The sequence below is a fragment of the Streptomyces sp. NPDC006923 genome, assembly GCF_040635655.1.
In the GTDB taxonomy this organism is placed as follows: Bacteria; Actinomycetota; Actinomycetes; order Streptomycetales; family Streptomycetaceae; genus Streptomyces.
Genome location: NZ_JBEYIF010000005.1, coordinates 330,048 through 350,836 on the forward strand (window position 1 = coordinate 330,048; position 20,789 = coordinate 350,836).

The window sequence follows — 20,789 nt, forward strand, 5'->3', positions numbered from 1 at the left end:
GCACTCTTTAAGGCATGAACGATGCTTCTCCCGCGCCCCGCCGTGCCCGTGTCCGCGCCCCCGAACTGATCGGCAAGGGTGGCTGGCTCAATACGGGCGACACCTCCTACACCCTGGCTGACCTGCGGGGACGCATCGTCATTCTGGATTTTTGGACCTTCTGCTGCATCAACTGCCTGCATGTCCTGGACGAGCTGCGGGAGCTGGAGGAGAAGCACCGGGACACGGTGGTGATCATCGGTGTCCACTCGCCGAAGTTTGTGCACGAGGCCGAGCACCAGGCCGTCGTGGACGCCGTCGAGCGGTACGAGGTCCATCACCCCGTCCTGGACGATCCCGAGCTGGCGACCTGGAAGCAGTACGCCGTACGGGCCTGGCCCACGCTTGTCGTGATCGATCCCGAGGGGTATGTGGTCGCCCAGCACGCGGGCGAGGGACACGCGCACGCCATCGAGAGGCTGGTCCAGGAGCTGGAGGCGGAGCACGCGGCGAAGGGCACACTCCGGCGCGGCGACGGACCGTATGTCCCGCCGGAGCCGGTCGCGACCGATCTGCGCTTCCCGGGCAAGGCGCTGGCGCTGGCGAACGGAAACCTCCTCGTCTCGGACTCCAGCCGCCACCAGCTCGTCGAGCTGGAGCCGGACGGCGAGACGGTCGTACGGCGGATCGGCACCGGCGAGCGCGGCTTCGGCCGGGACTCCTTCAGCGAGCCCCAGGGACTGGCGCTGCTGCCCGACGGCAAGGTGATCGTCGCGGACACCGTGAACCACGCGCTGCGGACGTACGACCCGGTCAGCGGCGCGATCGAGACCGTCGCCGGGACCGGCCGGCAGTGGTGGCAGGGATCACCGACCGCCGGGCCCGCGCTCGAAGTGGACCTCTCCTCGCCGTGGGACGTGGCGTGGTGGGCCGACCGGGTGTGGATCGCGATGGCCGGTGTCCATCAGCTCTGGACGTACGACCCGGCCACCGGCACGGTCGAGGTCGCGGCCGGCACCACCAACGAGGGACTGGTGGACGGGCCCGCCGCCGAGGCGTGGTTCGCGCAGCCGTCCGGGCTCGCCACGGCCGGTGACCGGCTGTGGATCGCCGACTCGGAGACCAGCGCGCTGCGTTGGGCCGAGCGCGACCGCGAGGACGGCTTTGTCATCCGTACGGCCGTGGGCACCGGGCTCTTCGACTTCGGACACCGCGACGGCGAGGCCGGACAGGCACTGCTTCAGCACCCGCTGGGCGTCACCGCGCTGCCCGACGGCTCCGTCGCCGTCTCGGACACCTACAACCACGCGCTGCGCCGCTTCGATCCGGCGACCGGTGAGGTGACCACGCTGGCCACGGACCTGCGGGAGCCGAGCGGCGCCGTGCTGGTCGGCGAGGACATCGTCGTCGTCGAGTCGGCGCGGCACCGGCTGACCCGGCTGCGGCTGCCCGACGAGGCTGTCCGGGTCGAGGCCGTCGCGCACCGGACGCAGCGGGCCGCCACCGAGGTCGCACCCGGTGCGCTCCGGCTGGATGTCGTCTTCACGGCGCCGAGCGGCCAGAAGCTGGACACCCGCTACGGCCCGTCGACGCGGCTGCTGGTCTCCGCCACCCCGCCGGAGCTGCTGGCGGACGGCGGCGGCGCCGGTTCCGACCTGAGCCGTGAGCTGGTGCTGGCCGACGGGATCACGGAGGGGGTGCTGCATGTCTCCGCGATGGCGGCGTCCTGCGACGACGACCCGGCCAACGAGTACCCGGCCTGCCATGTCCATCAGCAGGACTGGGGAGTTCCGGTCCGGGTGACGGAGTCGGGCACGGCCCGGCTCGGTCTGGTGCTCGCCGGAATGGACGCGTAGGACCTCTCGGCCCCGGTGCCGGTCCGGCGGGACCGGCACCCGGCCGCCGGGCCCGGTCGTCGCCGGGCTCGGCCGCGCGGGTCAGAAGCCGGAGCGCTCGTCCCGTTCCACGACGGTCGGCGCGACCGGGGTGACGATGGCGCGACGGCGCCGGGCGATGCTGGTGAACGTGGCGATACCGATGATGCCGACCGCCATCATGATCAGTCCGACCAGGTCGAGATTGACGCTGTCGACTTCCCAGTCGGTCGCGAAGGTGAGGATGGCCCCCACCGCGATAAGAACGATGCATCCGCCAATGCCCATGGATCCCGCCTCCTGATACGAGTGGTGGCCGTTCCGGGCCACACTGCGGGTACCCCGGTCCGGAACAGCCATGCGGGCGCCGGGAGTCGGGGCATCGCTCCGCGCTGTCCGGTCAGCCCTCCAGGAACGCGACCAGCGCGTTCGCCAGCAGATACGGGTCGTCCGCGCCGCACAGCTCACGCGCGCTGTGCATGGACAGGATGGCCACGCCGATGTCGACGGTGCGGATGCCGTGCCGGGCCGCGGTGATCGGGCCGATCGTCGTGCCGCAGGGCATCGAGTTGCTGGAGACGAACGACTGCCAGGGCACGCCCGCCTTCTCGCAGGCCGCGGCGAACACGGCCCGGCCGCTGCCGTCCGTCGCATACCGCATATTGACGTTGACCTTGAGGATCGGGCCGCCGTTGGGACGCGGGTGGTGCGTCGGGTCGTGGCGCTCGCTGTAGTTGGGATGCACGGCGTGGCCGGTGTCCGAGGACAGACAGACCGTCCCGGCGAAGGCCCGTGCCCGGTCCTCGAAGGTGCCGCCGCGCGAGAGCACCGAACGCTCCAGCACGGTCCCGAGCAGCGGTCCGTCCGCGCCGGTGTCCGACTGGGAGCCGTTCTCCTCGTGGTCGAAGGCGGCGAACACCGGGATGTACGGGAGCGGTCCGCCGGAGACGGCGGCCAGCGCGGTCGTACCGGCGTGCACGGACAGCAGATTGTCCATCCGCGGCCCGGCCAGCAGCTCGCGGTCGCGGCCCAGATAGGCGGGCGGCTCGATGGCGTGCGGCATCAGGTCCCAGCCGGTGATGTCGGCGGCCTCGACACCCGCCTCCTCGGCCACGAACCGGATCAGGTCGCCCTCCTCCGGCTCTCCCAGGCCCCAGATCGGCTGCATGTGGCGCTGCCGGTCCAGCTTGAGACCGTCCGTGTTGACCGAGCGGTCCAGATGCACGGCGAGCTGGGGCACGCGCAGCAGCGCGCGGTCGACATTGACGAGCCGGTGCGAGCCGTCCCGCAGGGTGATGCGGCCCGCGAGTCCCAGATCGCGGTCGAGCCAGGTGTTCAGCAGCGTCCCGCCGTAGATCTCGACGGCGATCTGCCGCCAGCCGTAGGAGCCGCTGTCCGGCAGCGGCTTGACCCGCAGATTCGGCGAGTCGGTGTGCGCGCCGACGATGCGGAACGGGGTGTGCGGCTCCGCGCCCTCCGGTACGTACCAGGCGATGATCGCTCCACCGCGCAGCACGAAGCGCCCGCCCGGCGACCCGTCCCAGGCGTCCGTCTCCAGCACCTGGCGGAAGCCCGCCGCCGTGAGGCGCTCCGCGGCATTGGCCACCGCGTGGTACGGCGATGGGCTCGCCGCGAGGAAGGACATGAGGTCGTCGGTGTGGCCGCGGTCGAAGCGGGCGGAAATGCTCATGGGGTTCACCATAACGACGGCTCATGGCCCCCGGCGCGCCTGCGGAGGCAACGGTTCGGGCAGGGTCGGGACAAGCTCCGCACATGGGTAAATCAGGCACCGGAGAAGGACGGGAAGCGGTGCGCGCGGCTGGAAAAGTGGCCGGAAAACCGGGCGGGCACGGCAGCGGGAGAGGCGCCGGGCGGTGGCGTCGGCGGGGGCGCGGGCGGGTACGGGCGGCCCGCCGACCACGTGACCCCGTCGTCTGGACCGGGCCGGAAACGGCCGCGGCCGTCGCCTGGTCATCGGGGTCCCGGTGGACCCCTGACGATCACGCGACGGCCGCGGGCCGCGAGCGAAGGTGCGGGAACCCTAGAAGGCCGCCTCGTCCAGCTCCATGAGGGAGTCGGCGGTGCCGTCGACGGACTCGGCGAGCGCGCGCTCCGCCGAGACGCCGGGCAGGATGTTCGCCGCGAAGAACTTCGCGGCGGCGATCTTGCCCTGGTAGAACGCGATGTCCCTGGTGGCGGCCGTCTCCAGCTTCTCGGCGGCCACGGCGGCGCCGCGCAGCAGCAGATAGCCGACGACGACATCGCCCGAGACCATCAGCAGGCGGGTGGTGTTGAGCCCGACCTTGTAGATGTTCTTGACGTCCTCGCCGGTCGCGGTGAGGTCGGTGAGCATCCGGCCGACGATCGCCTCCAGGTCGACGGCGGCCCTGGCGAGCGCGTCGCGGGCCGGGGCCAGCTCCGTACCGCCGGTGCCGACGGCGAGGAACGTCTTGATCTCCTCGGCCAGGGTGTTCAGCGCCTGGCCCTGGTCGCGGACGATCTTCCGGAAGAAGTAGTCCTGGCCCTGGATGGCCGTGGTGCCCTCGTAGAGCGTGTCGATCTTGGCGTCCCGGATGTACTGCTCGACCGGGTACTCCTGGAGGTAGCCGGAGCCGCCGAAGGTCTGGAGCGACTGCGCGAGCAGCTCGTAGGAGCGCTCCGAGCCGTAGCCCTTGACGATCGGCAGCAGCAGGTCGTTCAGCCCGTTGAGCGCCGTGACGTCCTCGCCGCCGGCCTCCTTGAGCGCGATCTCGTCCTGCACCGAGGCGGTGTACATGACCAGCGCGCGCATGCCCTCGGCGTACGCCTTCTGCGTCATCAGCGCGCGGCGGACGTCGGGGTGGTGGGTGATGGTGACCTTGGGCGCGGTCTTGTCCGTGAACTGCGCGAGGTCGGGGCCCTGGACGCGCTCCTTGGCGTACTCCAGCGCGTTCAGATAGCCGGTGGAGAGGGTGGCTATGGCCTTGGTGCCGACCATCATCCGGGCGAACTCGATGATGCGGAACATCTGCCGGATGCCCTCGTGCTTGTCGCCGACCAGCCAGCCCTTGGCGGGGTGGCGGTCGCCGAAGGTCATCTCGCAGGTGTTGGATGCCTTGAGGCCCATCTTGTGCTCGACATTGGTGGCGTAGACGCCGTTGCGCGCGCCCAGTTCGCCGGTCTCCCAGTCGAACTCGTACTTCGGCACGAGGAAGAGCGACAGGCCCTTGGTGCCGGGTCCGGCGCCCTCGGGGCGGGCGAGGACGTAATGCAGGATGTTCTCCGACATGTCGTGCTCGCCGGAGGTGATGAAGCGCTTCACGCCCTCGATGTGCCAGCTTCCGTCCGGCTGCTGGACGGCCCTGGTGCGGCCGGCGCCGACGTCCGAGCCGGCGTCCGGCTCGGTGAGGACCATCGTGGCGCCCCACTGCTTCTCGACCGCGAGCGCGGCGGCCTTCTTCTGGGCCTCGTTGCCCTCCTCGAAGAGGATGCCGGCGAAGGCCGGGCCCGAGGCGTACATCCACACGGCCGGGTTGGCGCCGAGGATCAGCTCCGCGTAGGCCCAGATCAGGGAGCGCGGCGCGGTCGTGCCGCCGATCTCCTCGGGCAGGCCCAGCCGCCAGTACTCGGAGTCCATGTAGGACTGGTAGCTCTTCTTGAAGGAGGCGGGCACCGGTGCCGTACTCGTCTCCGGGTCGAACACCGGAGGGTTGCGGTCGGCGTCCGCGAACGACTCCGCGAGGTCGTTCTCCGCGAGGCGGACGACCTCACCGAGGATGCTCCTGGCGGTCTCCACGTCCATCTCCGCGAACGGTCCCGTCCCGTACAGCTTGTCGCGCCCGAGGACCTCGAAGAGGTTGAACTCGATGTCGCGGAGATTCGGCTTGTAGTGCCCCATGGCTGCGACTCCGTAAGGATCGGGAGGCGGATTCCTCATGCGTGTACCGGTAAGTAGCTACGATGATGCTACCCATGGGTAATAAGACGCAACCCCCTCCGGGCATCTGTGACGAGGCTCCTCTTCGCGGTAATCCTCAGTACTCTTGCGCTCATGTACGGCTACGACCAGAATCCGGGCGCTCAGCAGCAGTACGCGCACCCGCAGCAGCAGCCGCAGCAGCCGATGGGCGGTCCCGGTTACGGCGAGCAGCCGCTGTATCCGGAGCCGTCGCCTCCGTCGCTCGGTGACGCCGTGCGGGCGTTCACGACGGGGTCGCTGTCGGCCGAGGACTTCCAGCAGATCTTCGCGACGTCGAAGGTCTACTGCCCGCGCGGCGACAATCCCGGCTTTCTGGCGCTGCACAACACCCAGCAGCCGGTCATCCCCATGTTCAGCACGCTCAAGGAGCTGCGGCGGTACGCGGGGAAGGAGTCGAAGTACTTCGTGATCACGGGCGCCGAGGTGATCGACCTGCTGCCGACGGGGTACGGCTTCGTGCTCGACATGGAGGGCGACCACCGGATGGTGTTCGACGCGAAGGCCGTCGAGCAGATGGTGGACTTCGCGATGCGCCGCATGTACGGCTGACCAGCGCTTTCACCGACGACTGAGGCCCGTGCCGCACCGGTACGGGCCTCAGTCGCGCGCGGCGGATCCGGCGCGGGAATGAATGGAGCCTTGCAGGATGTTCACCGTTCAACTAAATTGAGAGCGGAACAATCGAGGAGGCCCTCATGCCCGCAGTGACCGTCGAGAACCCGCTGACCCTGCCCAGGGTGGTGGCACCGGCCGACGCCGTGGCGCGGCCCGTGCTCGCCGTGACGACCGCGCCCAGCGGTTTCGAGGGCGAGGGCTTCCCGGTGCGCCGCGCCTTCGCCGGGATCGACTACAAGCATCTCGACCCGTTCATCATGATGGATCAGATGGGCGAGGTGGAGTACGCGCCGGGCGAGCCCAAGGGCACGCCGTGGCACCCGCACCGCGGCTTCGAGACCGTCACGTACATCATCGACGGGACGTTCATCCACAACGACAGCAACGGCGGCGGCGGCACCATCCGCAACGGCGACACCCAGTGGATGACGGCGGGCTCCGGCCTGCTGCACATCGAGGCGCCGCCGGAGTCGCTCGTCATGTCCGGCGGCCTCTTCCACGGCCTCCAGCTCTGGGTGAACCTGCCGGCGTCCGACAAGATGATGGACCCGCGCTACCAGGACATCCGGGGCGGCCAGGTCCAGCTTCTGACGTCGCCGGACGGCGGTGCGCTGCTGCGGGTGATCGCGGGCGAACTGGACGGCCACGAGGGTCCCGGCGTCACGCACACGCCGATCACGATGATCCACGCGACGCTGCGGCCGGGAGCGGAGATCACGCTGCCGTGGCGCGAGGACTTCAACGCGCTCGCGTATGTCCTGGCGGGCCGGGGCACGGTCGGTACGGACCGGCGGCCGGTCCGGATGGGCCAGACCGCGGTGTTCGGCGCGGGCGGCACGATGACCGTGCGCGCGGACGAGTCCCAGGACTCGAACACGCCGGACCTGGAGATCGTGCTGCTCGGCGGGCGCCCGATCCGGGAGCCGATGGCGCACTACGGTCCGTTCGTCATGAACAGCCACGCGGAGCTGCGGCAGGCCTTCGACGACTTCCAGTCGGGGCGTCTGGGCACGGTCCCGGCGGCCCACGCCTGACCCCGCTCCCTCCCGCTCCGCCGGCGGGGGCCGCGGCCCCCGTCCCGCACCGCCCCGCGGCACCGCCCCGCGGGGCGGTGCCGTCGTATCACCCGGGCGGGGGCCCCGGCGGGACACGGCCGGGGTGGCGTGGTCGGGTGGGAAGGTGCAGATGCCCTCGCCGTCACCCCTCCTGCCCGAGAGCGCCCGGCGCCTCGCCGCGTGGTGCGTGGTGGTGGTGCTGGTGGCCGCGGTGGGCGCCGTGGGGATCTGGCTGGTCGTCACCTTCAAGACCGCCGTCACCCCCGTACTGCTGGCCGTCCTCGGCACCGCCCTGCTCGGGCCGCTGCACCGGCGGCTCGTGGCGATGCGGCTCAACCGGTCCCTCGCCGCCGCGCTGACCTGCGCCGCGGTCGTCGCCGTGGTCGGCGGCGCGACCTACATCGTGGTCAGCGTGCTGGTCGACACCGGCGACCAGATCGTGGCCTCGCTGCGGCAGGCGGGAAAGGACCTGGCCAGGCACTTCGGAGCGGCCGGGACCTCGCTGGACGACGTGGCGGCCAATGCCAAGGACCTGGTCGCGAAGTTCGGCGCCACCGCGGCCTCCGGAGTGATCACCGGGCTCAGCGTCGTCGGCGAGCTGATCGCCTCGGCCGTCCTGGCGCTGCTGCTGATGTTCTTCTTCCTGCGCGACTCGGACAAGGCCGCCGGGCTGCTCCGGTCCCTCGCGCCGCGCGCGACCGGCGAGACGGCCGAGGCCATGGCCCGCCGTGCCTTCGAGGCCGTCGAGGGCTTTATGCGCGGCACCACCGTCATCGCCTTCATCGACGCCTTCTGCATCACCGTCGGTCTGCTGATCCTCCGGGTGCCCGGCGCCGTGGGGCTCGGCGCGCTGGTCTTCGTCGGCGCGTACATCCCGTATCTCGGCGCGGTCCTCTCCGGCGCCGTCGCCGTGCTGGTCGCGCTGGCCGACCGGGGTCTGGCGATCGGGCTCTGGACGCTCGGCGTGGTCCTCGCCGTGCAGGTGCTGGAGGGCCATGTGCTCCAGCCGATGGTGCAGAGCCGTACGGTCCAGATGCATCCGGCCGTGGTGATACTGGCGATCACCGCGGGCGCGAGCGTCGCGGGGATCCTGGGCCTGCTGCTCTCCGTGCCGCTGACGGCCGCCGCGTTCGGCGTGGTCTCGGAGCTGCGGGGGCACTACGGCCGCCGCAACGGCGCCTCCCGCGCCGGACAGGGCCCGGACACCGGCGCGGGTCCCGACAGCGGCGCGAGCCCCGGTCCGGCCACCGGCCGCCCCGACTCGTAGAGCTCGAACCAGATGGACTTGCCCTCGCCCTGGGGGACCACCCCCCACGCGTCGGCGAGGATCTCCATCAGCAGCAGGCCCCGGCCGCCGGACGCCAGCTCGCCGGGGGTCCGGCGGTGCGGCAGGGCGTCGCTGGTGTCGGCGACCTCGACCCGCAGCCGCCGCTCGCCGTGCTCCCCGCCGGCCTCCGCGACCAGCAGCGCGTCACTGTCCGTGTGGACCAGCACATTGGTGACCATCTCGGAGACCATCAGCTCCGCCGAGTCGACCTGTTCGTCGTCCGTCCAGTCGTGCAGCAGCTCGCGGACCTGGCGCCGGGCGCCCGCGAGCCGCTCGGGCTCGGTCTGCGCGATGGTCAGCGCGGTGCGCCGCTGGAGCCGGCCGCCGAGGCCGTCGGGCGCGCGGTCCCGGGCGAGCAGTACGAGCGCGATGTCGTCCTCGTGGCGGAAGGCGAGCTGCCCGGTGCCGTAGTCGGAGGCCGGGCCGTGCACGGCCTGGATGAGGGCGTCGGCGAGCCGCTCCAGGGACTCGCCGCCCTTCTCCAGGATGGGCCGCAGCCGTGCCCAGCCGCTCAGGAAGTCGTGCCCGCCCGTCTCCATCAGCCCGTCCGTGCACAGCATCAGCGTCTCGCCGGGCTCCAGGGTGAGCCGGGTCGTCGGATAGTCGGAGTCGGCCTCGATACCGAGCGGCAGCCCGCCCTCGGTCTGCCGGACCAGCACCGTCCCGTCCACGGAGCGGACCATCGGGTCGGGATGGCCGGCGCGGGCGATGTCGAGGGTGCCGGCGGCCGGGTCCATCTCCAGATAGAGGCAGGTCGCGAAGCGCGCGCCATTGATCGCGTAGTCCTCGTCGGCCGCGGCGCTGCCGCCGGAGTCCTCCGGCAGCGGATGGCGCTGGAGCCCGGAGAGGAAGCGGGAGGCCCGGGAGAGGACCGCGTCCGGCGGATGTCCCTCGGACGCGTACGCCCGCAGCGCGATCCTGAGCTGTCCCATCAGCCCGGCGGCCCGTACGTCGTGCCCCTGGACGTCTCCGATGATCAGCGCGAATCTGCCGGATCCGCCGCCCCCGCGCCGGGCGGGGCGGCCCGGCAGCGGGATCATGTCGTACCAGTCGCCGCCGACCTGGAGGCCGCCGCCGGTCGGGACGTACCGTGCCGCGACCGTCATCCCCGGGATCTCCGGCCCGAGCGTCGGCAGCATCGAACGCTGGAGGCCGCGCGAGAGCGCGCGCTCGGACTCCGCGACCCCGGCGCGGGCGAGCGCCTGCGCCAGCATGCGCGCCACCGTCGTCAGGACGGACCGCTCGTCCGGCGAGAAGCTCACCCGGTGCTTGAAGGCGGCCATCCAGGTGCCCACCGTGCGGCCCGACACGATCAGCGGTACGAAGGCCCAGGACTGGCGGTCGAAGCGCTGCACGTACGGCCAGGTGGCGGGGTAGCGCTTCTGGTACGCCTCGGGCGTCGGCAGATAGACGGCGCGCCCCGTCCTGACGACCTCGGCCGCCGGATAGTCCGTGTGCACGGACATGTCCTCGAAGGGGCCGATGTCCCCGGCCTCGTGCCCATGATGTCCGATGATCTTGAGCCGGCCGCCGGAGGAGCTGAAGACCGCCAGGCCGTCGGGGGAGAAGCCGGGCATGGACAGCGAGGCGGCGACCCGCAGCACCTCGGCGGTCGAGCGCGCCTCGGCGAGCGCCCGGCCCGCGTCCAGCAGGAATGCCTCGCGGGATCTGCGCCAGTCGCCGGTGACGGGAGCCGCGTCGATGGTGGTGCCCGGCGGCGGCTCCGCGACCTCCTGGACGGTGCCGGTGAAGGTGTAGTCCAGGCCGCCGTCCTGATTGGCGGTGACGATGGGCTTGGTACGGGCCCGCAGGGTGCGCAGCACCTGGCCGTTCCCGTCCATGACCCGGAGCCTGGCCTCGGCCACCGTGCCCTCGGTGACCGCCAGATGCACGATCGCGCCGATCTCGTTCCAGTCGACGGGGTGGAGCCGGGCGCGGGCCGCCGACTCGCGCAGCGTGGCCGGCTCGGAGGGCAGCCCCACCAGCCGGGCCGCCTCCGCGTCGAGAGTCACCCCGGACGCTCTGTCCCAGTGCCACAGACCGGTCGCGGTAGCGGCCAGGACCTGCTCCGTGCGCATCGTCCTACTTTATTAATACATGGGCCCCCAACGCCACCGAGAGTGCCGCTGTCGCCGGGCGGTAGCCTTGTCCGGACCGGCACAACCCGGGCCCGGTCACCCCCGACTTGCTAAGACTGGATGAACGACGATGCATCGGTACAGGTCCCACACCTGCGGCGAGCTCCGCGCCTCTGACGTCGGCACCGACGTCCGGCTGAGCGGCTGGCTGCACAATCGCCGAGACCTGGGCGGCATCCTCTTCATCGATCTCCGCGATCACTACGGTCTGGTCCAGCTCGTGGCCCGCCCCGGCACCGCGGCCAACGAGGAGCTGTCCAAGCTCACGAAGGAGACCGTCGTCCGTATCGACGGCAAGGTCTCCGCGCGCGGAGCGGAGAACGTCAACCCGGACCTGCCGACCGGCGAGATCGAGATCGAGGTCTCCGGAGTCGAGGTCCTCGGCGCGGCGGCGCCGCTGCCGTTCACGATCAACACCGAGGACGGCGTGAACGAGGAGCGGCGCCTGGAGTACCGCTTCCTCGACCTGCGCCGCGAGCGCATGCACCGCAACATCATGCTGCGCACGGCCGTCATCTCCGCCATCCGGCACAAGATGACCGCGCTCGGCTTCAACGAGATGGCCACGCCGATTCTCACCGCGACCTCACCCGAGGGCGCCCGTGACTTCGTGGTCCCGTCCCGGCTGAACCCCGGCAAGTTCTACGCGCTGCCGCAGGCGCCGCAGCAGTTCAAGCAGCTCCTGATGATCTCGGGCTTCGACCGCTACTTCCAGATCGCGCCGTGCTTCCGCGACGAGGACGCCCGCGCCGACCGCTCGCCCGGCGAGTTCTACCAGCTCGACGTCGAGATGAGCTTTGTCGAGCAGGAGGACGTCTTCCAGCCGATCGAGAAGCTGATGACCGAGCTGTTCACCGAGTTCGGCGGCGGCCGCGAGGTCACCTCGCCCTTCCCGCGGATCCCGTTCCGCGAGTCGATGCTGAAGTACGGCAACGACAAGCCGGACCTGCGGGCCAAGCTGGAGCTGACCGACATCTCGGACGTCTTCGCGGACTCCGAGTTCAAGGCGTTCGCCGGGAAGCACGTCCGCGCCCTGCCGGTGCCGGACACCGCGGGCCAGCCGCGCAAGTTCTTCGACGGGCTCGGTGAGTTCGCCGTCGAGCACGGCGCGAAGGGCCTCGCCTGGGTGCGGGTCGGCGAGGACGCCACGCTCAGCGGGCCGATCGCCAAGTTCCTCACCGAGGAGAACGTCAAGGTCCTCACCGAGCGGCTGGCGCTGGCCCCCGGCCACGCCGTCTTCTTCGGCGCGGGAGAGTTCGGCGAGGTCTCCAAGATCATGAGCGCCGTCCGCGTCGAGGCCGCGAAGCGCGCGGGCCACTTCGAGGAAGGCGTCTTCCGCTTCTGCTGGGTCGTCGACTTCCCGATGTACGAGAAGGACGAGGAGACCGGGAAGATCGACTTCTCGCACAACCCGTTCTCGATGCCCCAGGGCGGCCTGGAAGACCTGGAGACGAAGGACCCGCTGGACATCCTGGCGTGGCAGTACGACATCGTCTGCAACGGCATCGAGCTGTCGTCGGGCGCGATCCGTAACCACGAGCCGGAACTGATGATCAAGGCCTTCGAGATCGCCGGTTACGACCGCGAGACCGTCGAGCACGAGTTCGCGGGCATGCTGCGCGCGTTCCGCCTCGGCGCCCCGCCGCACGGTGGCATCGCGCCGGGTGTCGACCGCATCGTGATGCTGCTGGCCGACGAGCCGAACATCCGCGAGACCATCGCCTTCCCGCTGAACGGAAACGCGCAGGACCTGATGATGGGCGCGCCGACGGAGCTGGACGAGAGCCGTCTGCGCGAGCTGAACATCGCGCTCCGCAAGCCGGTCGCGAAGTCCGCCGAGTAGCACTCGGGCGTACAGGCCACGGGGGCCCGGAACCGAAAAGGTTCCGGGCCTCTTCGCGTCCCGCGACAACCCGATCGGCGGCCCGGCGCGTTCTAAGGGCGTGGAAGACCGAACAGCAGGATGGCGAGGACAACAGGATGGATCCCGGCGACGGCGACTTCGAGGCATTCGTCGCCGCCCACGGCCCGAGGCTGCTGCGGGTGGCCTGGCTGCTGACCGGCGACGCCCATCTTGCCGAGGATCTGCTCCAGAGCACGCTCGCGAAGGTGTGGCCGAAATGGGCGCGGATCGCCGGGGACCGTCCGGAGGCGTATGTCCGCAAGGCACTGGTGCATACGCACGCCTCGTGGTGGCGGCGCCGCTGGTGGGGCGAGCTGCCGTACGGGGAGCTGCCGGAGTCGGCGGGCGCGGTCGACGCGTACGCGCATGTGGACCTGGAGCAGTCGCTGGCCGCGGCCGTCCGGGCGCTGCCGGTGCGGCAGCGCGCGGTCGTCGTGCTGCGCTATTTCGAGGATCTGAGCGTCGAGGAGACCGCGGCCACCCTCGGATGCGCCACCGGCACCGTCAAGAGCCAGTCCGCGCGGGCACTGCGCGCGCTGCGGGCGGCGCTGCCCGTGGTCGCGGAAGGCGGTGACCGGCGTGGCTGAGCGCGGTTCCCGGCGGGAGCCGGGGGCGGAGGACGAACAGGAGCTGCGGATCCTGCTGGAGCGGGCCGTGCCGCGACTGCCCGCCCCGGAGGGACGCCTGCGCCAGGTGCGGGAACGGGCGGGCCGCACCCGCCGGCGGCGCCGGGGTGCGGGCGCCGCCGCGCTGGCGGTGACCGGGCTCGTGGTGGCCGGCACGCTCCTGCCGGACGCGACGCGGGACGACGCGGGGCAGGTACCGCCCGCCGCGTCCCCGCCGGCGGCGGTGCCGACCGTCGCCGCGACGGAGCCACCGGCGACGGATGCACCGGCCGCCCTGGTGCGTTTCCCGGACGTGGCGGGGCTCGTCCTGCGGCTGCCCGAGCACTGGCGGGCGCTGAACGCGCCGGGCCAGCCCCTCTACAGGACGCCGGCCCGGGGCTTTGTCTCCTCGCAGGCGCTCACCGCGTACGGACCGGCCTGCCTCGCCAAGTACGGCGGCGACTGCCTGCCGGTGGGGACGCTCGCGGCGGGCGGAGCCCTGCTCACCCTGGTCCCGGTACTGAAGCCGGGCCTGGCCGCCGACGAGCCCGAGCTGCCGCTGAAGCTGTACGCGTCCGACGCCCTCTCGCCGGCCTGCCGGCGGATCGGCGGCAGCACCGAGTACAGCGGGCTGTTCGGCGGCGCTCCCGCGCCGACCACGGCGGTCGCCCTCACCCTCTGCGCCGCATCCGGCGCCTCCGAGACGGTCGAGGAGGTGCGCGCGATGATCAACGCCGCCCGGTTCGGCGACACCGGAGCGCCGCCGGCCCCCGGCCCCACGACCACCCAGGACGCACCGTGACGCGCACGACGAGAGGTCCCCAGTTGTCCCTCAACTCCGCCCGCTCCCCCCACGGCGGGCCACGGCTAGCCGCCGTGCTGCCGGCCGCCGTGCTGCTGGCCGCCGGTCTGCTGCTCGCCGGCTGCGCGGGCCCCGCGGACCGGACGCCGTCCGCGCCGGGCGGTGCCACCTCGGACGGCAGGGCCGAGGGCGGTCCCGGTCCGCGCGGCGGCAGCGCCGGCCGGTCGGCGCCCGAGCCCCAGACCGTCGCGCCGAAGGAGATTCCCGGCCTCGGCCCGAACACTCTCGCCGGTGTTCCGGCGGAGACGGACCAGGCCGTGGTGGCGACCGGCGCCGGCAGGGACCGCAACACCGGCAGCGTGGTGGTCTACGAACGCGACCCGGTCACCGGCTGGGAGCCCGTCTCCGACGCGTGGCCCTCGCACAACGCGCTGCGCGGCTGGACCGACGACCACCGCCAGGGCGATCTGCGCTCCCCCATCGGCGTGTTCGGCCTCACCGACGCCGGGGGTCTGCTGCCCGATCCGGGTACGAGCCTCCCGTACGACCGGGGCCCCGCCTTCTCGGTCTCGGGCACCGGATTCCGGGGTGACTCGCTCGCCGGGTCCTTCGACTATGTCGTGGCGATCAACTACAACCGCGCCCCGGGGAACACACCGCTCGACTGGACCCGGCCGCTCGGCGCGGGCAGGGGCGGCGGCATCTGGTTCCATGTCGACCACGCCGGGCCCACCCAGGGCTGTGTCTCGCTGCCGCGCGGTCGGATGAAGGAGCTGCTGCGCATGCTGGACCCGGCGAAGAAGCCGGTCGTGGTGATGGGGGACGCGGAGTCGCTGAAGCGCTGACGGCGGGCCCCGTCGTCCGTGGCGCGACGGCGCCGCCGCGCCACGGACGACGGGGCCCGGGACATCTGATCCCGGGCCCCGCCCCGTACACACGTCACACGTCACACGTCACGACACGCGTCACGCGCTACGCGGGCTTCTCCTCCAGACGCGGGAACAGCACCGCGCCCTTGGTCACCTTCGCACCCGCCGGCAACTGCCCCCACTCGCCCGCGCTCTGGACCTTCTGGTCCGCGAGCGCGCCCAGGGGCTCCGCCGCGCCGAGCGAGTCCCACAGCTTCTGCGAGGTCTCCGGCATCACCGCGTTGAGCAGGACGGCGACCGCCCGCAGCGACTCCGCGGCCGTGTACAGGATCGTCGCCAGCCGCTCCCGGCCCCCGGCCGACTCGTCCTTGGCGACCTTCCAGGGCTCCTGCTCGGTCAGATAGCCGTTGACCTGCTTGACGAAGGTGAAGACCGCCGCGATACCGCCCGCGAAGTCCAGCTCCTCACCGATCTTCCGGTCGGCCTCGGCGACCGCCTCGGCCAGCCCGTCCCGTACGGCACGCTCGGCGTCGCCCGGCGCCAGCTCGGCCGGCAGCGCGCCACCGAAGTACTTGCCGACCATGGCCGCGACGCGCGAGGCGAGGTTGCCGTAGTCGTTGGCCAGCTCGGAGGTGTAGCGGGCGCTGAAGTCCTCCCAGGAGAACGAGCCGTCCTGGCCGAAGGCGATGGCCCGCAGGAAGTACCAGCGGTACGCGTCGACACCGAAGTGCGCGGTCAGGTCCTGCGGCTTGATGCCGGTCAGATTCGACTTCGACATCTTCTCGCCGCCGACCATCAGCCAGCCGTTGGCGGCCACCTTGCCGGGCACGGGCAGACCCTGCGCCATCAGCATCGCGGGCCAGATGATCGCGTGGAAGCGCAGGATGTCCTTGCCGACCAGATGGACGTCGGCGGGGAAGGTCGCCTCGAACCTCTCCTGGTCGGAGCCGTAGCCCGCCGCCGTCGCGTAGTTGAGCAGCGCGTCGATCCAGACATAGATGACGTGCTTCTCGTCCCACGGCACCGGGACGCCCCAGTCGAAGGTCGAGCGCGAGATCGACAGGTCCTGGAGGCCCTGCTTGACGAAGTTCACGACCTCGTTGCGGGCCGACTCGGGCTGGATGAAGCCGGGGTTGGCCTCGTAGTGCTCCAGCAGCCTGGTGCCGTACGCGCTGAGCTTGAAGAAGTAGTTCTCCTCCTGGAGGATCTCCACCGGCGTCTTGTGGATCGCGCACAGCTTGACGCCGTTCTCGTCCTCGATCAGATCGCCGGGGAGCTTGTACTCCTCGCAGCCCACGCAGTACGGGCCCTCGTAGCCGCCCTTGTAGATCTCGTCCTTGTCGTACAGGTCCTGCACGAACTCCCGCACACGGTCCGTGTGCCGCTTCTCCGTCGTACGGATGAAGTCGTCGTTCGCGATGTTCAGATGCTCCCAGAGAGGCTTCCACGCCTCTTCGACGAGCTTGTCGCACCACTCCTGCGGGGTGACCCCGTTGGCTTCCGCGGTGCGCATGATCTTCTGACCGTGCTCGTCCGTGCCGGTGAGGTACCACACCTTCTCGCCGCGCTGGCGGTGCCAGCGGGTGAGCACGTCGCCTGCGACGGTCGTGTAGGCGTGGCCCAGGTGAGGAGCGTCGTTGACGTAGTAAATGGGGGTGGTGACGTAGAACGCCTTCCCACCCTGCTCTTCGGATCCAGTGGCCGCCATGGTCGAAATGGTATAGGCCCGGCGCCGCTGTCCTCGCATCGATAAAGGCCGCCGCTACCCGACGGAGAGCTTTGCGAAACACCCCGTGGCGTAGACAGGCGCATCCTGGGAGGAGAAGGGCATCATGAGCGAGGCGGGGCGCGGGGCGGGGCACGGACCGGCGCGGGGCACGGGGTCGCGGGCGGAGCGCGAGGCAGGGGACGGCAGCATGCGGGTACTGGTCGCCGAGGACGAGGAGGTCCTGGCCGAGCTGGTGGCCACCGGGCTGCGACGGGCGGGCTTCGCGGTCGACACCGTGTACAGCGGGGACGCCGCGCTCGCCTATCTGGGACTGCACGACTACGACGTGGTCGTCCTCGACCGCGATCTGCCGCGCGTCCACGGCGACGACGTCGCGCGCAAGCTGGTCGCCGAGTCGTCCCGTACGCGCATTCTGATGCTCACGGCGTCCGCCTCCATGGAGGACCGGGTCGAGGGGCTCGACCTGGGCGCCGACGACTATCTGGGCAAGCCCTTCGACTTCCCCGAGCTGGTCTCCCGGGTGCGCGCCCTGCGGCGGCGCAGCTCCAGGCCCGTGCCTCCGCAGCTCGAACGGCACGGGGTGCGGCTCGATTCCGTACGGCGGACGGCGTCCAGGGACGGACGCGCGCTGGATCTCTCGCCCAAGGAGTTCTCGGTGCTCCAGATCCTGCTGGAGGCGGACGGCGCGCCGGTCTCGGCGGAGGAACTGCTGGAGCGTGCGTGGGACGCGCACGCGGATCCGTTCACGGGTGCGGTGCGGGTCTGTCTCAGCAAGCTGCGGGGGAAACTCGGTGAACCGCCCCTCATCCGCACGGTGCAGGGTGTGGGATACGCCCTGTGATACGCCCGCTGAACCGGCCCGTCCCGGGCCCCGGCTCCACCATCCGTACCCGTGTCGCGGTCATCTACGGCGGAGTCTTCGTCGTGCTCGGCGGCTGTCTGCTCGCGGTCGTCAATCTGCTCTCCAGCGCCGGTACGGAGGACGAGGCCGCGGCCATCGCCGCCCGGGTCTCGCCGCCCAGGGTGACTCCGGCGCTGCCGGTGGCCTCGGCGCGCGGGCTGGTGGCCGAGCGGCAGCTCGCGCCCGTCACCGTCTACCAGCTCACCGACAACGTCAGTGACGCCGCCACCCACGAGATGCTGGTCTGGTCGGTCGCCGCGCTGCTGGTGATGGCCGCGTGCGCGGTGGGGGTGGGCTGGTGGACGGCGGGGCGGGTGCTGCGGCCGGTCCACGCGATGACGGAGCGGGCCCGCCGGCTGTCCGAGCACAATCTCCACGAACGGATCGGGACGAGCGGTCCCGACGACGAGCTGCGGGAGCTGGGGGCCACGCTGGACGCGCTGCTGGCGCGGTTGCAGACGGCGTTCGACAGCCAGCGCCGGTTCATCGCGAACGCCTCGCACGAACTGCGGACCCCGCTGGCGACCCAGCGGGCGGCGATCCAGGTCGGTCTCGACGGGCTGTGCACGGCGGACGAGCTGGCCCGTACGAAGCAGACCCTGCTCGACAACAACCGGCGCAGTGAGCAGCTCATCGAGGGGCTGCTGGTCCTGGCGCGCAGCGAGCGCGGTGTCGAGGACCAGGAGCCGGTCGACCTGGGCGAGGCGGTGACCAGGGAGGCGGCCCGGTACGGACCGGCCGTGACGCCGGAGGTGGCGGACGCGGGAGTGGTGCGCGGCAACCGGCTGCTGCTGGGGCAGCTCGTGGGGAACCTGCTGGCCAACGCCGTCACGTACAACGTGCCCGGCGGCACCGTGGAGGTCGCTGTCAGCGGCTGCGTGCTGACGGTGCGCAATACCGGACCGGCCGTGGCCGCCGCGGACATACCGTCGCTGTTCGAACCGTTCCGGCGCGGCGAGGGCCGGGACCGGATGGGGCCGGGCGCGGGGCTCGGCCTCTCCATCGTCCGCTCGATCGCGGTGGCGCACGGCGGCACGGTCACGGCGGCGCCGGGCGGGAGCGGCGGCGGGCTGCTGGTGACGGTGACACTGCCGGCGGCCCCGGACACCACCGCCGGCCACGCGTGACGGTGACGCGGGCCGGCGGCGAAGGGGCGTGCGGCGGTTCGGAGGGACCGGGTACCGGGGTCAGTTCCCGGGGGTGATCCGCCAGCCGGTCAGCAGCTCGCGGTAGAGATCGGCGTCGGGGACCTCGCGGGGCGCGGGGCCCGCGTGGAAGAAGCCGACGTTGTCCAGTCCCAGCTTGCGCAGGAAGTCGAACGCCTTGGAGTCGTGCTCGCCGAACGCCACGAACGCCCAGTGGAACGGCTTGCCGGCCACATCGACCAGGGCCTGCCGTGCGGGCTGCTTGGCGTCGGGCGCTCCGTCCGTCTGGAAGACGACGAACACGGGGCCTTCCTTCCCGGACTTCTCGTAGTGCCCGACGACCTCTTCGACCGCCCGGTGGTAGCTGGTCCGGCCCATGCGCCCGAGACCGGCGTGTGTGGTGTCCACGACGTTCTCGTAGGCGGCGGGGGTGAGGTCGGCGGTGCCGTCGATGTCGGTGGAGAAGAACACCGTGTGGACGGCCGCGTGTTCGTCGAGGCGGGCGGCGAGCGCGAGCGTCTGCTCGGCGAGGTGCTGGGCGCTGCCGTCCTTGTAGTACGGCCGCATGGATCCCGACCGGTCGAGGACGAGATACACGGTGGCCCGGCGGTCGCCGATCCCCAGGTCGTCGAGCGCGGCCCCGGCGGCGTCGTAGTGGCCGGTGAGGCCGGGAGCGACCGAGGCGAGCGGTGCGGCGGTGGAGACGGGCGCGGGTTCGGGCGCGGGCGTGGGCTCTGCGGCGGGCGCGGTGACCGATGTGGGTTCGGGCGTGGGGACCGGCTCGGGTTGGGGCGTGGGCTCTGCGGCGGGCGCGGAGACGGGCTCGGGTCCGGGCGTGGGGACCGGCTCGGGTTGGGGCGTGGGCTCTGCGGCGGGCGCGGTGACCGGTTCGGGTTCGGCTTCCGGTGCGGCCGGTGCCGCTGCCTCCGGCGCCGCGGCGGTCTCTTCTTCTTCCCTCTCGGCGGCGGCGGTTGTGGCGGTGTCGTCAACCACGCTGTCCGGTACGGGAGTCGGCGTCGGCTCGACCGTTTCTGCGGGGTCGGCCGGAACGCTCTCCGCTGACGGTTCGTCAGCGGAGGGGGCCGTGGTGACCGGAACGTCCTCCTGCGGGGCCGCGATCGCTTCGGGCTCGGCCCGCACCGGTTCGGCGGCCGTTTCGGCGGCGGACGCGGCAACGGCTTCCCCGGCCGTTTCGGCGGCGGGGACCGGGGCGGGCGCCGGGACCGGCGCGGCCGGGGCCTCGGAGTCCGCCGGGACGACCGGATCGGCCTCGGCCACCGGGTCGTTGGTGGGGGCGGCGGTGGCCGGGGCGTCCGCCGCGGGCTCCGCCGACGTCTGCGCCGGGACGGTCGCCTGCGGTGCGTCGTCGGCCGCGGCCGAACGCGAGGTCTGCGGCGGGACGATGCCGCCGTCCTTGGGCGGCCGGGGGTTGTCGAACGCCGCGGCCACCAGGTCGGCCGCTCCCGCCGGCTCCGTGGACGACCTCCTGGCCGGCGCCGGTACGGTCGCGGCCGGCGTATCGGTGTCCGGGGCCGGGGTACCGGTCTCCGGCTCGGCCGCCGGCTCGGTCGGCCGGGCCGTCTCGGCCGTCTCGGCCGGTTCGGTCTGCTCCGCCGACTCCGTACGGTCGGCCTGGGACGGTACGGAGGCTGCCGCCGACTCGTTGCGCTCCTCCGCACGGTCGCGTCCGAACACCTTGCGCAGCAAGCTCCGAATGCCCATGGGCGAGGCCTTTCAGATGAGTTGGGTGCGGTGTCCGCCGCCGGGGAAAAAAGCACATCCCTGGCCAGGGCGGATACGTAAGGTTAGCGGCCGCCCCAAATGATCTCCGGCAGGGGCGGCCAACGCGCAGGGCGGCCGGTGCGGGGCCTCTGGCCTGCGCGGCGCGC

At 71.8% G+C, this 20,789-nt stretch carries 16 protein-coding genes; 10 read left to right on the plus strand and 6 right to left on the minus strand.

Annotated elements, in window-relative coordinates:
* Positions 1–14: 14 nt before the first annotated feature.
* Positions 15–1,835, plus strand: coding sequence for an NHL domain-containing thioredoxin family protein (locus ABZ707_RS12605; RefSeq protein WP_360172126.1), 1,821 nt, complete (start codon positions 15–17; stop codon positions 1,833–1,835).
* Between the two features lie 81 nt (positions 1,836–1,916).
* On the opposite strand, the gene ABZ707_RS12610 is transcribed toward ABZ707_RS12605, so the two are convergent.
* The 3 genes from ABZ707_RS12610 to ABZ707_RS12620 form a co-directional block, all read right to left on the minus strand.
* Positions 1,917–2,141 (minus strand): DUF6458 family protein, encoded by a 225-nt coding sequence (locus ABZ707_RS12610; RefSeq protein WP_319679159.1) that lies wholly within the window; start codon positions 2,139–2,141, stop codon positions 1,917–1,919.
* A 112-nt stretch (positions 2,142–2,253) separates the two neighbouring features.
* Positions 2,254–3,543 (minus strand): M18 family aminopeptidase, encoded by a 1,290-nt coding sequence (locus ABZ707_RS12615; RefSeq protein WP_360172129.1) that lies wholly within the window; start codon positions 3,541–3,543, stop codon positions 2,254–2,256.
* A gap of 351 nt (positions 3,544–3,894) precedes the next feature.
* On the minus strand, positions 3,895–5,730 hold the full coding sequence (locus tag ABZ707_RS12620; protein WP_360172132.1) for an acyl-CoA dehydrogenase: 1,836 nt from the start codon (positions 5,728–5,730) through the stop codon (positions 3,895–3,897).
* 153 nt (positions 5,731–5,883) lie between these two features.
* On the opposite strand from ABZ707_RS12620, the gene ABZ707_RS12625 reads away from it, so the two are divergent.
* The 3 genes from ABZ707_RS12625 to ABZ707_RS12635 all read left to right on the plus strand — a co-directional run bounded on the left by ABZ707_RS12625 (position 5,884) and on the right by ABZ707_RS12635 (position 8,748).
* Positions 5,884–6,360 carry an SseB family protein gene (locus ABZ707_RS12625; protein ID WP_360172135.1) on the plus strand — a complete coding sequence of 159 codons (477 nt, stop codon included), beginning with the start codon at positions 5,884–5,886 and terminating at the stop codon, positions 6,358–6,360.
* A gap of 146 nt (positions 6,361–6,506) precedes the next feature.
* Positions 6,507–7,460, plus strand: a complete 954-nt coding sequence (locus ABZ707_RS12630; protein WP_360172138.1) for a pirin family protein — start codon at positions 6,507–6,509, stop codon at positions 7,458–7,460.
* A gap of 151 nt (positions 7,461–7,611) precedes the next feature.
* On the plus strand, positions 7,612–8,748 hold the full coding sequence (locus ABZ707_RS12635) for an AI-2E family transporter (protein WP_360172140.1): 1,137 nt from the start codon (positions 7,612–7,614) through the stop codon (positions 8,746–8,748).
* Here ABZ707_RS12635 and ABZ707_RS12640 read toward each other — a convergent pair.
* Entirely contained in the window at positions 8,640–10,886 is a 2,247-nt protein-coding gene (locus ABZ707_RS12640) for a SpoIIE family protein phosphatase (protein ID WP_360172143.1), read from the minus strand. The genes ABZ707_RS12635 and ABZ707_RS12640 overlap by 109 nt on opposite strands.
* 130 nt (positions 10,887–11,016) lie before the next feature.
* Between ABZ707_RS12640 and aspS the strand changes: the two genes are divergently transcribed.
* The 4 genes from aspS to ABZ707_RS12660 all read left to right on the plus strand — a co-directional run bounded on the left by aspS (position 11,017) and on the right by ABZ707_RS12660 (position 15,101).
* Complete coding sequence (gene aspS / locus ABZ707_RS12645; protein WP_360172146.1) at positions 11,017–12,789, plus strand: aspartate--tRNA ligase; 1,773 nt, start codon at positions 11,017–11,019, stop codon at positions 12,787–12,789.
* A gap of 137 nt (positions 12,790–12,926) precedes the next feature.
* Positions 12,927–13,436 carry a SigE family RNA polymerase sigma factor gene (locus tag ABZ707_RS12650; protein WP_360172149.1) on the plus strand — a complete coding sequence of 170 codons (510 nt, stop codon included), beginning with the start codon at positions 12,927–12,929 and terminating at the stop codon, positions 13,434–13,436.
* Positions 13,429–14,256 carry a hypothetical protein gene (locus tag ABZ707_RS12655; RefSeq protein WP_360172152.1) on the plus strand — a complete coding sequence of 276 codons (828 nt, stop codon included), beginning with the start codon at positions 13,429–13,431 and terminating at the stop codon, positions 14,254–14,256. The genes ABZ707_RS12650 and ABZ707_RS12655 overlap by 8 nt, the downstream gene beginning before the upstream one ends.
* Before the next feature lie 77 nt (positions 14,257–14,333).
* The gene (locus tag ABZ707_RS12660; RefSeq protein ID WP_360172589.1) at positions 14,334–15,101 is read left to right on the plus strand and encodes a L,D-transpeptidase family protein; all 768 of its coding nucleotides are present in this window, start codon (positions 14,334–14,336) and stop codon (positions 15,099–15,101) included.
* A gap of 127 nt (positions 15,102–15,228) precedes the next feature.
* Here the strand turns inward: ABZ707_RS12660 and metG are convergent, their stop codons facing one another.
* Positions 15,229–16,833 carry a methionine--tRNA ligase gene (gene metG / locus ABZ707_RS12665; protein WP_360172155.1) on the minus strand — a complete coding sequence of 535 codons (1,605 nt, stop codon included), beginning with the start codon at positions 16,831–16,833 and terminating at the stop codon, positions 15,229–15,231.
* Between the two features lie 208 nt (positions 16,834–17,041).
* Between metG and ABZ707_RS12670 the strand changes: the two genes are divergently transcribed.
* A complete protein-coding gene (locus ABZ707_RS12670) occupies positions 17,042–17,695 on the plus strand; it encodes a response regulator transcription factor (protein WP_319679148.1) in 654 nt (217 codons plus the stop codon).
* The gene (locus tag ABZ707_RS12675; protein ID WP_360172158.1) at positions 17,692–18,882 is read left to right on the plus strand and encodes a HAMP domain-containing sensor histidine kinase; all 1,191 of its coding nucleotides are present in this window, start codon (positions 17,692–17,694) and stop codon (positions 18,880–18,882) included. Before ABZ707_RS12670 ends, ABZ707_RS12675 begins: the two co-directional genes overlap by 4 nt.
* Before the next feature lie 60 nt (positions 18,883–18,942).
* Here ABZ707_RS12675 and ABZ707_RS12680 read toward each other — a convergent pair whose 3' ends face one another.
* The gene (locus tag ABZ707_RS12680; RefSeq protein WP_360172161.1) at positions 18,943–20,622 is read right to left on the minus strand and encodes a VWA domain-containing protein; all 1,680 of its coding nucleotides are present in this window, start codon (positions 20,620–20,622) and stop codon (positions 18,943–18,945) included.
* Positions 20,623–20,789: the final 167 nt, after the last annotated feature.

Coding starts and splice junctions, on each gene's coding strand:
- ABZ707_RS12605 (WP_360172126.1), top strand. CDS start 15: ATGAACGATGCTTCTCCCGCGCCCCGCCGTGCCCGTGTCCGCGCCCCC.
- ABZ707_RS12635 (WP_360172140.1), top strand. CDS start 7,612: ATGCCCTCGCCGTCACCCCTCCTGCCCGAGAGCGCCCGGCGCCTCGCC.
- ABZ707_RS12615 (WP_360172129.1), bottom strand. CDS start 3,543: ATGAGCATTTCCGCCCGCTTCGACCGCGGCCACACCGACGACCTCATG.
- ABZ707_RS12650 (WP_360172149.1), top strand. CDS start 12,927: ATGGATCCCGGCGACGGCGACTTCGAGGCATTCGTCGCCGCCCACGGC.
- ABZ707_RS12670 (WP_319679148.1), top strand. CDS start 17,042: ATGCGGGTACTGGTCGCCGAGGACGAGGAGGTCCTGGCCGAGCTGGTG.
- ABZ707_RS12620 (WP_360172132.1), bottom strand. CDS start 5,730: ATGGGGCACTACAAGCCGAATCTCCGCGACATCGAGTTCAACCTCTTC.
- ABZ707_RS12610 (WP_319679159.1), bottom strand. CDS start 2,141: ATGGGCATTGGCGGATGCATCGTTCTTATCGCGGTGGGGGCCATCCTC.
- ABZ707_RS12625 (WP_360172135.1), top strand. CDS start 5,884: ATGTACGGCTACGACCAGAATCCGGGCGCTCAGCAGCAGTACGCGCAC.
- metG (WP_360172155.1), bottom strand. CDS start 16,833: ATGGCGGCCACTGGATCCGAAGAGCAGGGTGGGAAGGCGTTCTACGTC.
- ABZ707_RS12640 (WP_360172143.1), bottom strand. CDS start 10,886: ATGCGCACGGAGCAGGTCCTGGCCGCTACCGCGACCGGTCTGTGGCAC.
- ABZ707_RS12680 (WP_360172161.1), bottom strand. CDS start 20,622: ATGGGCATTCGGAGCTTGCTGCGCAAGGTGTTCGGACGCGACCGTGCG.
- aspS (WP_360172146.1), top strand. CDS start 11,017: ATGCATCGGTACAGGTCCCACACCTGCGGCGAGCTCCGCGCCTCTGAC.
- ABZ707_RS12630 (WP_360172138.1), top strand. CDS start 6,507: ATGCCCGCAGTGACCGTCGAGAACCCGCTGACCCTGCCCAGGGTGGTG.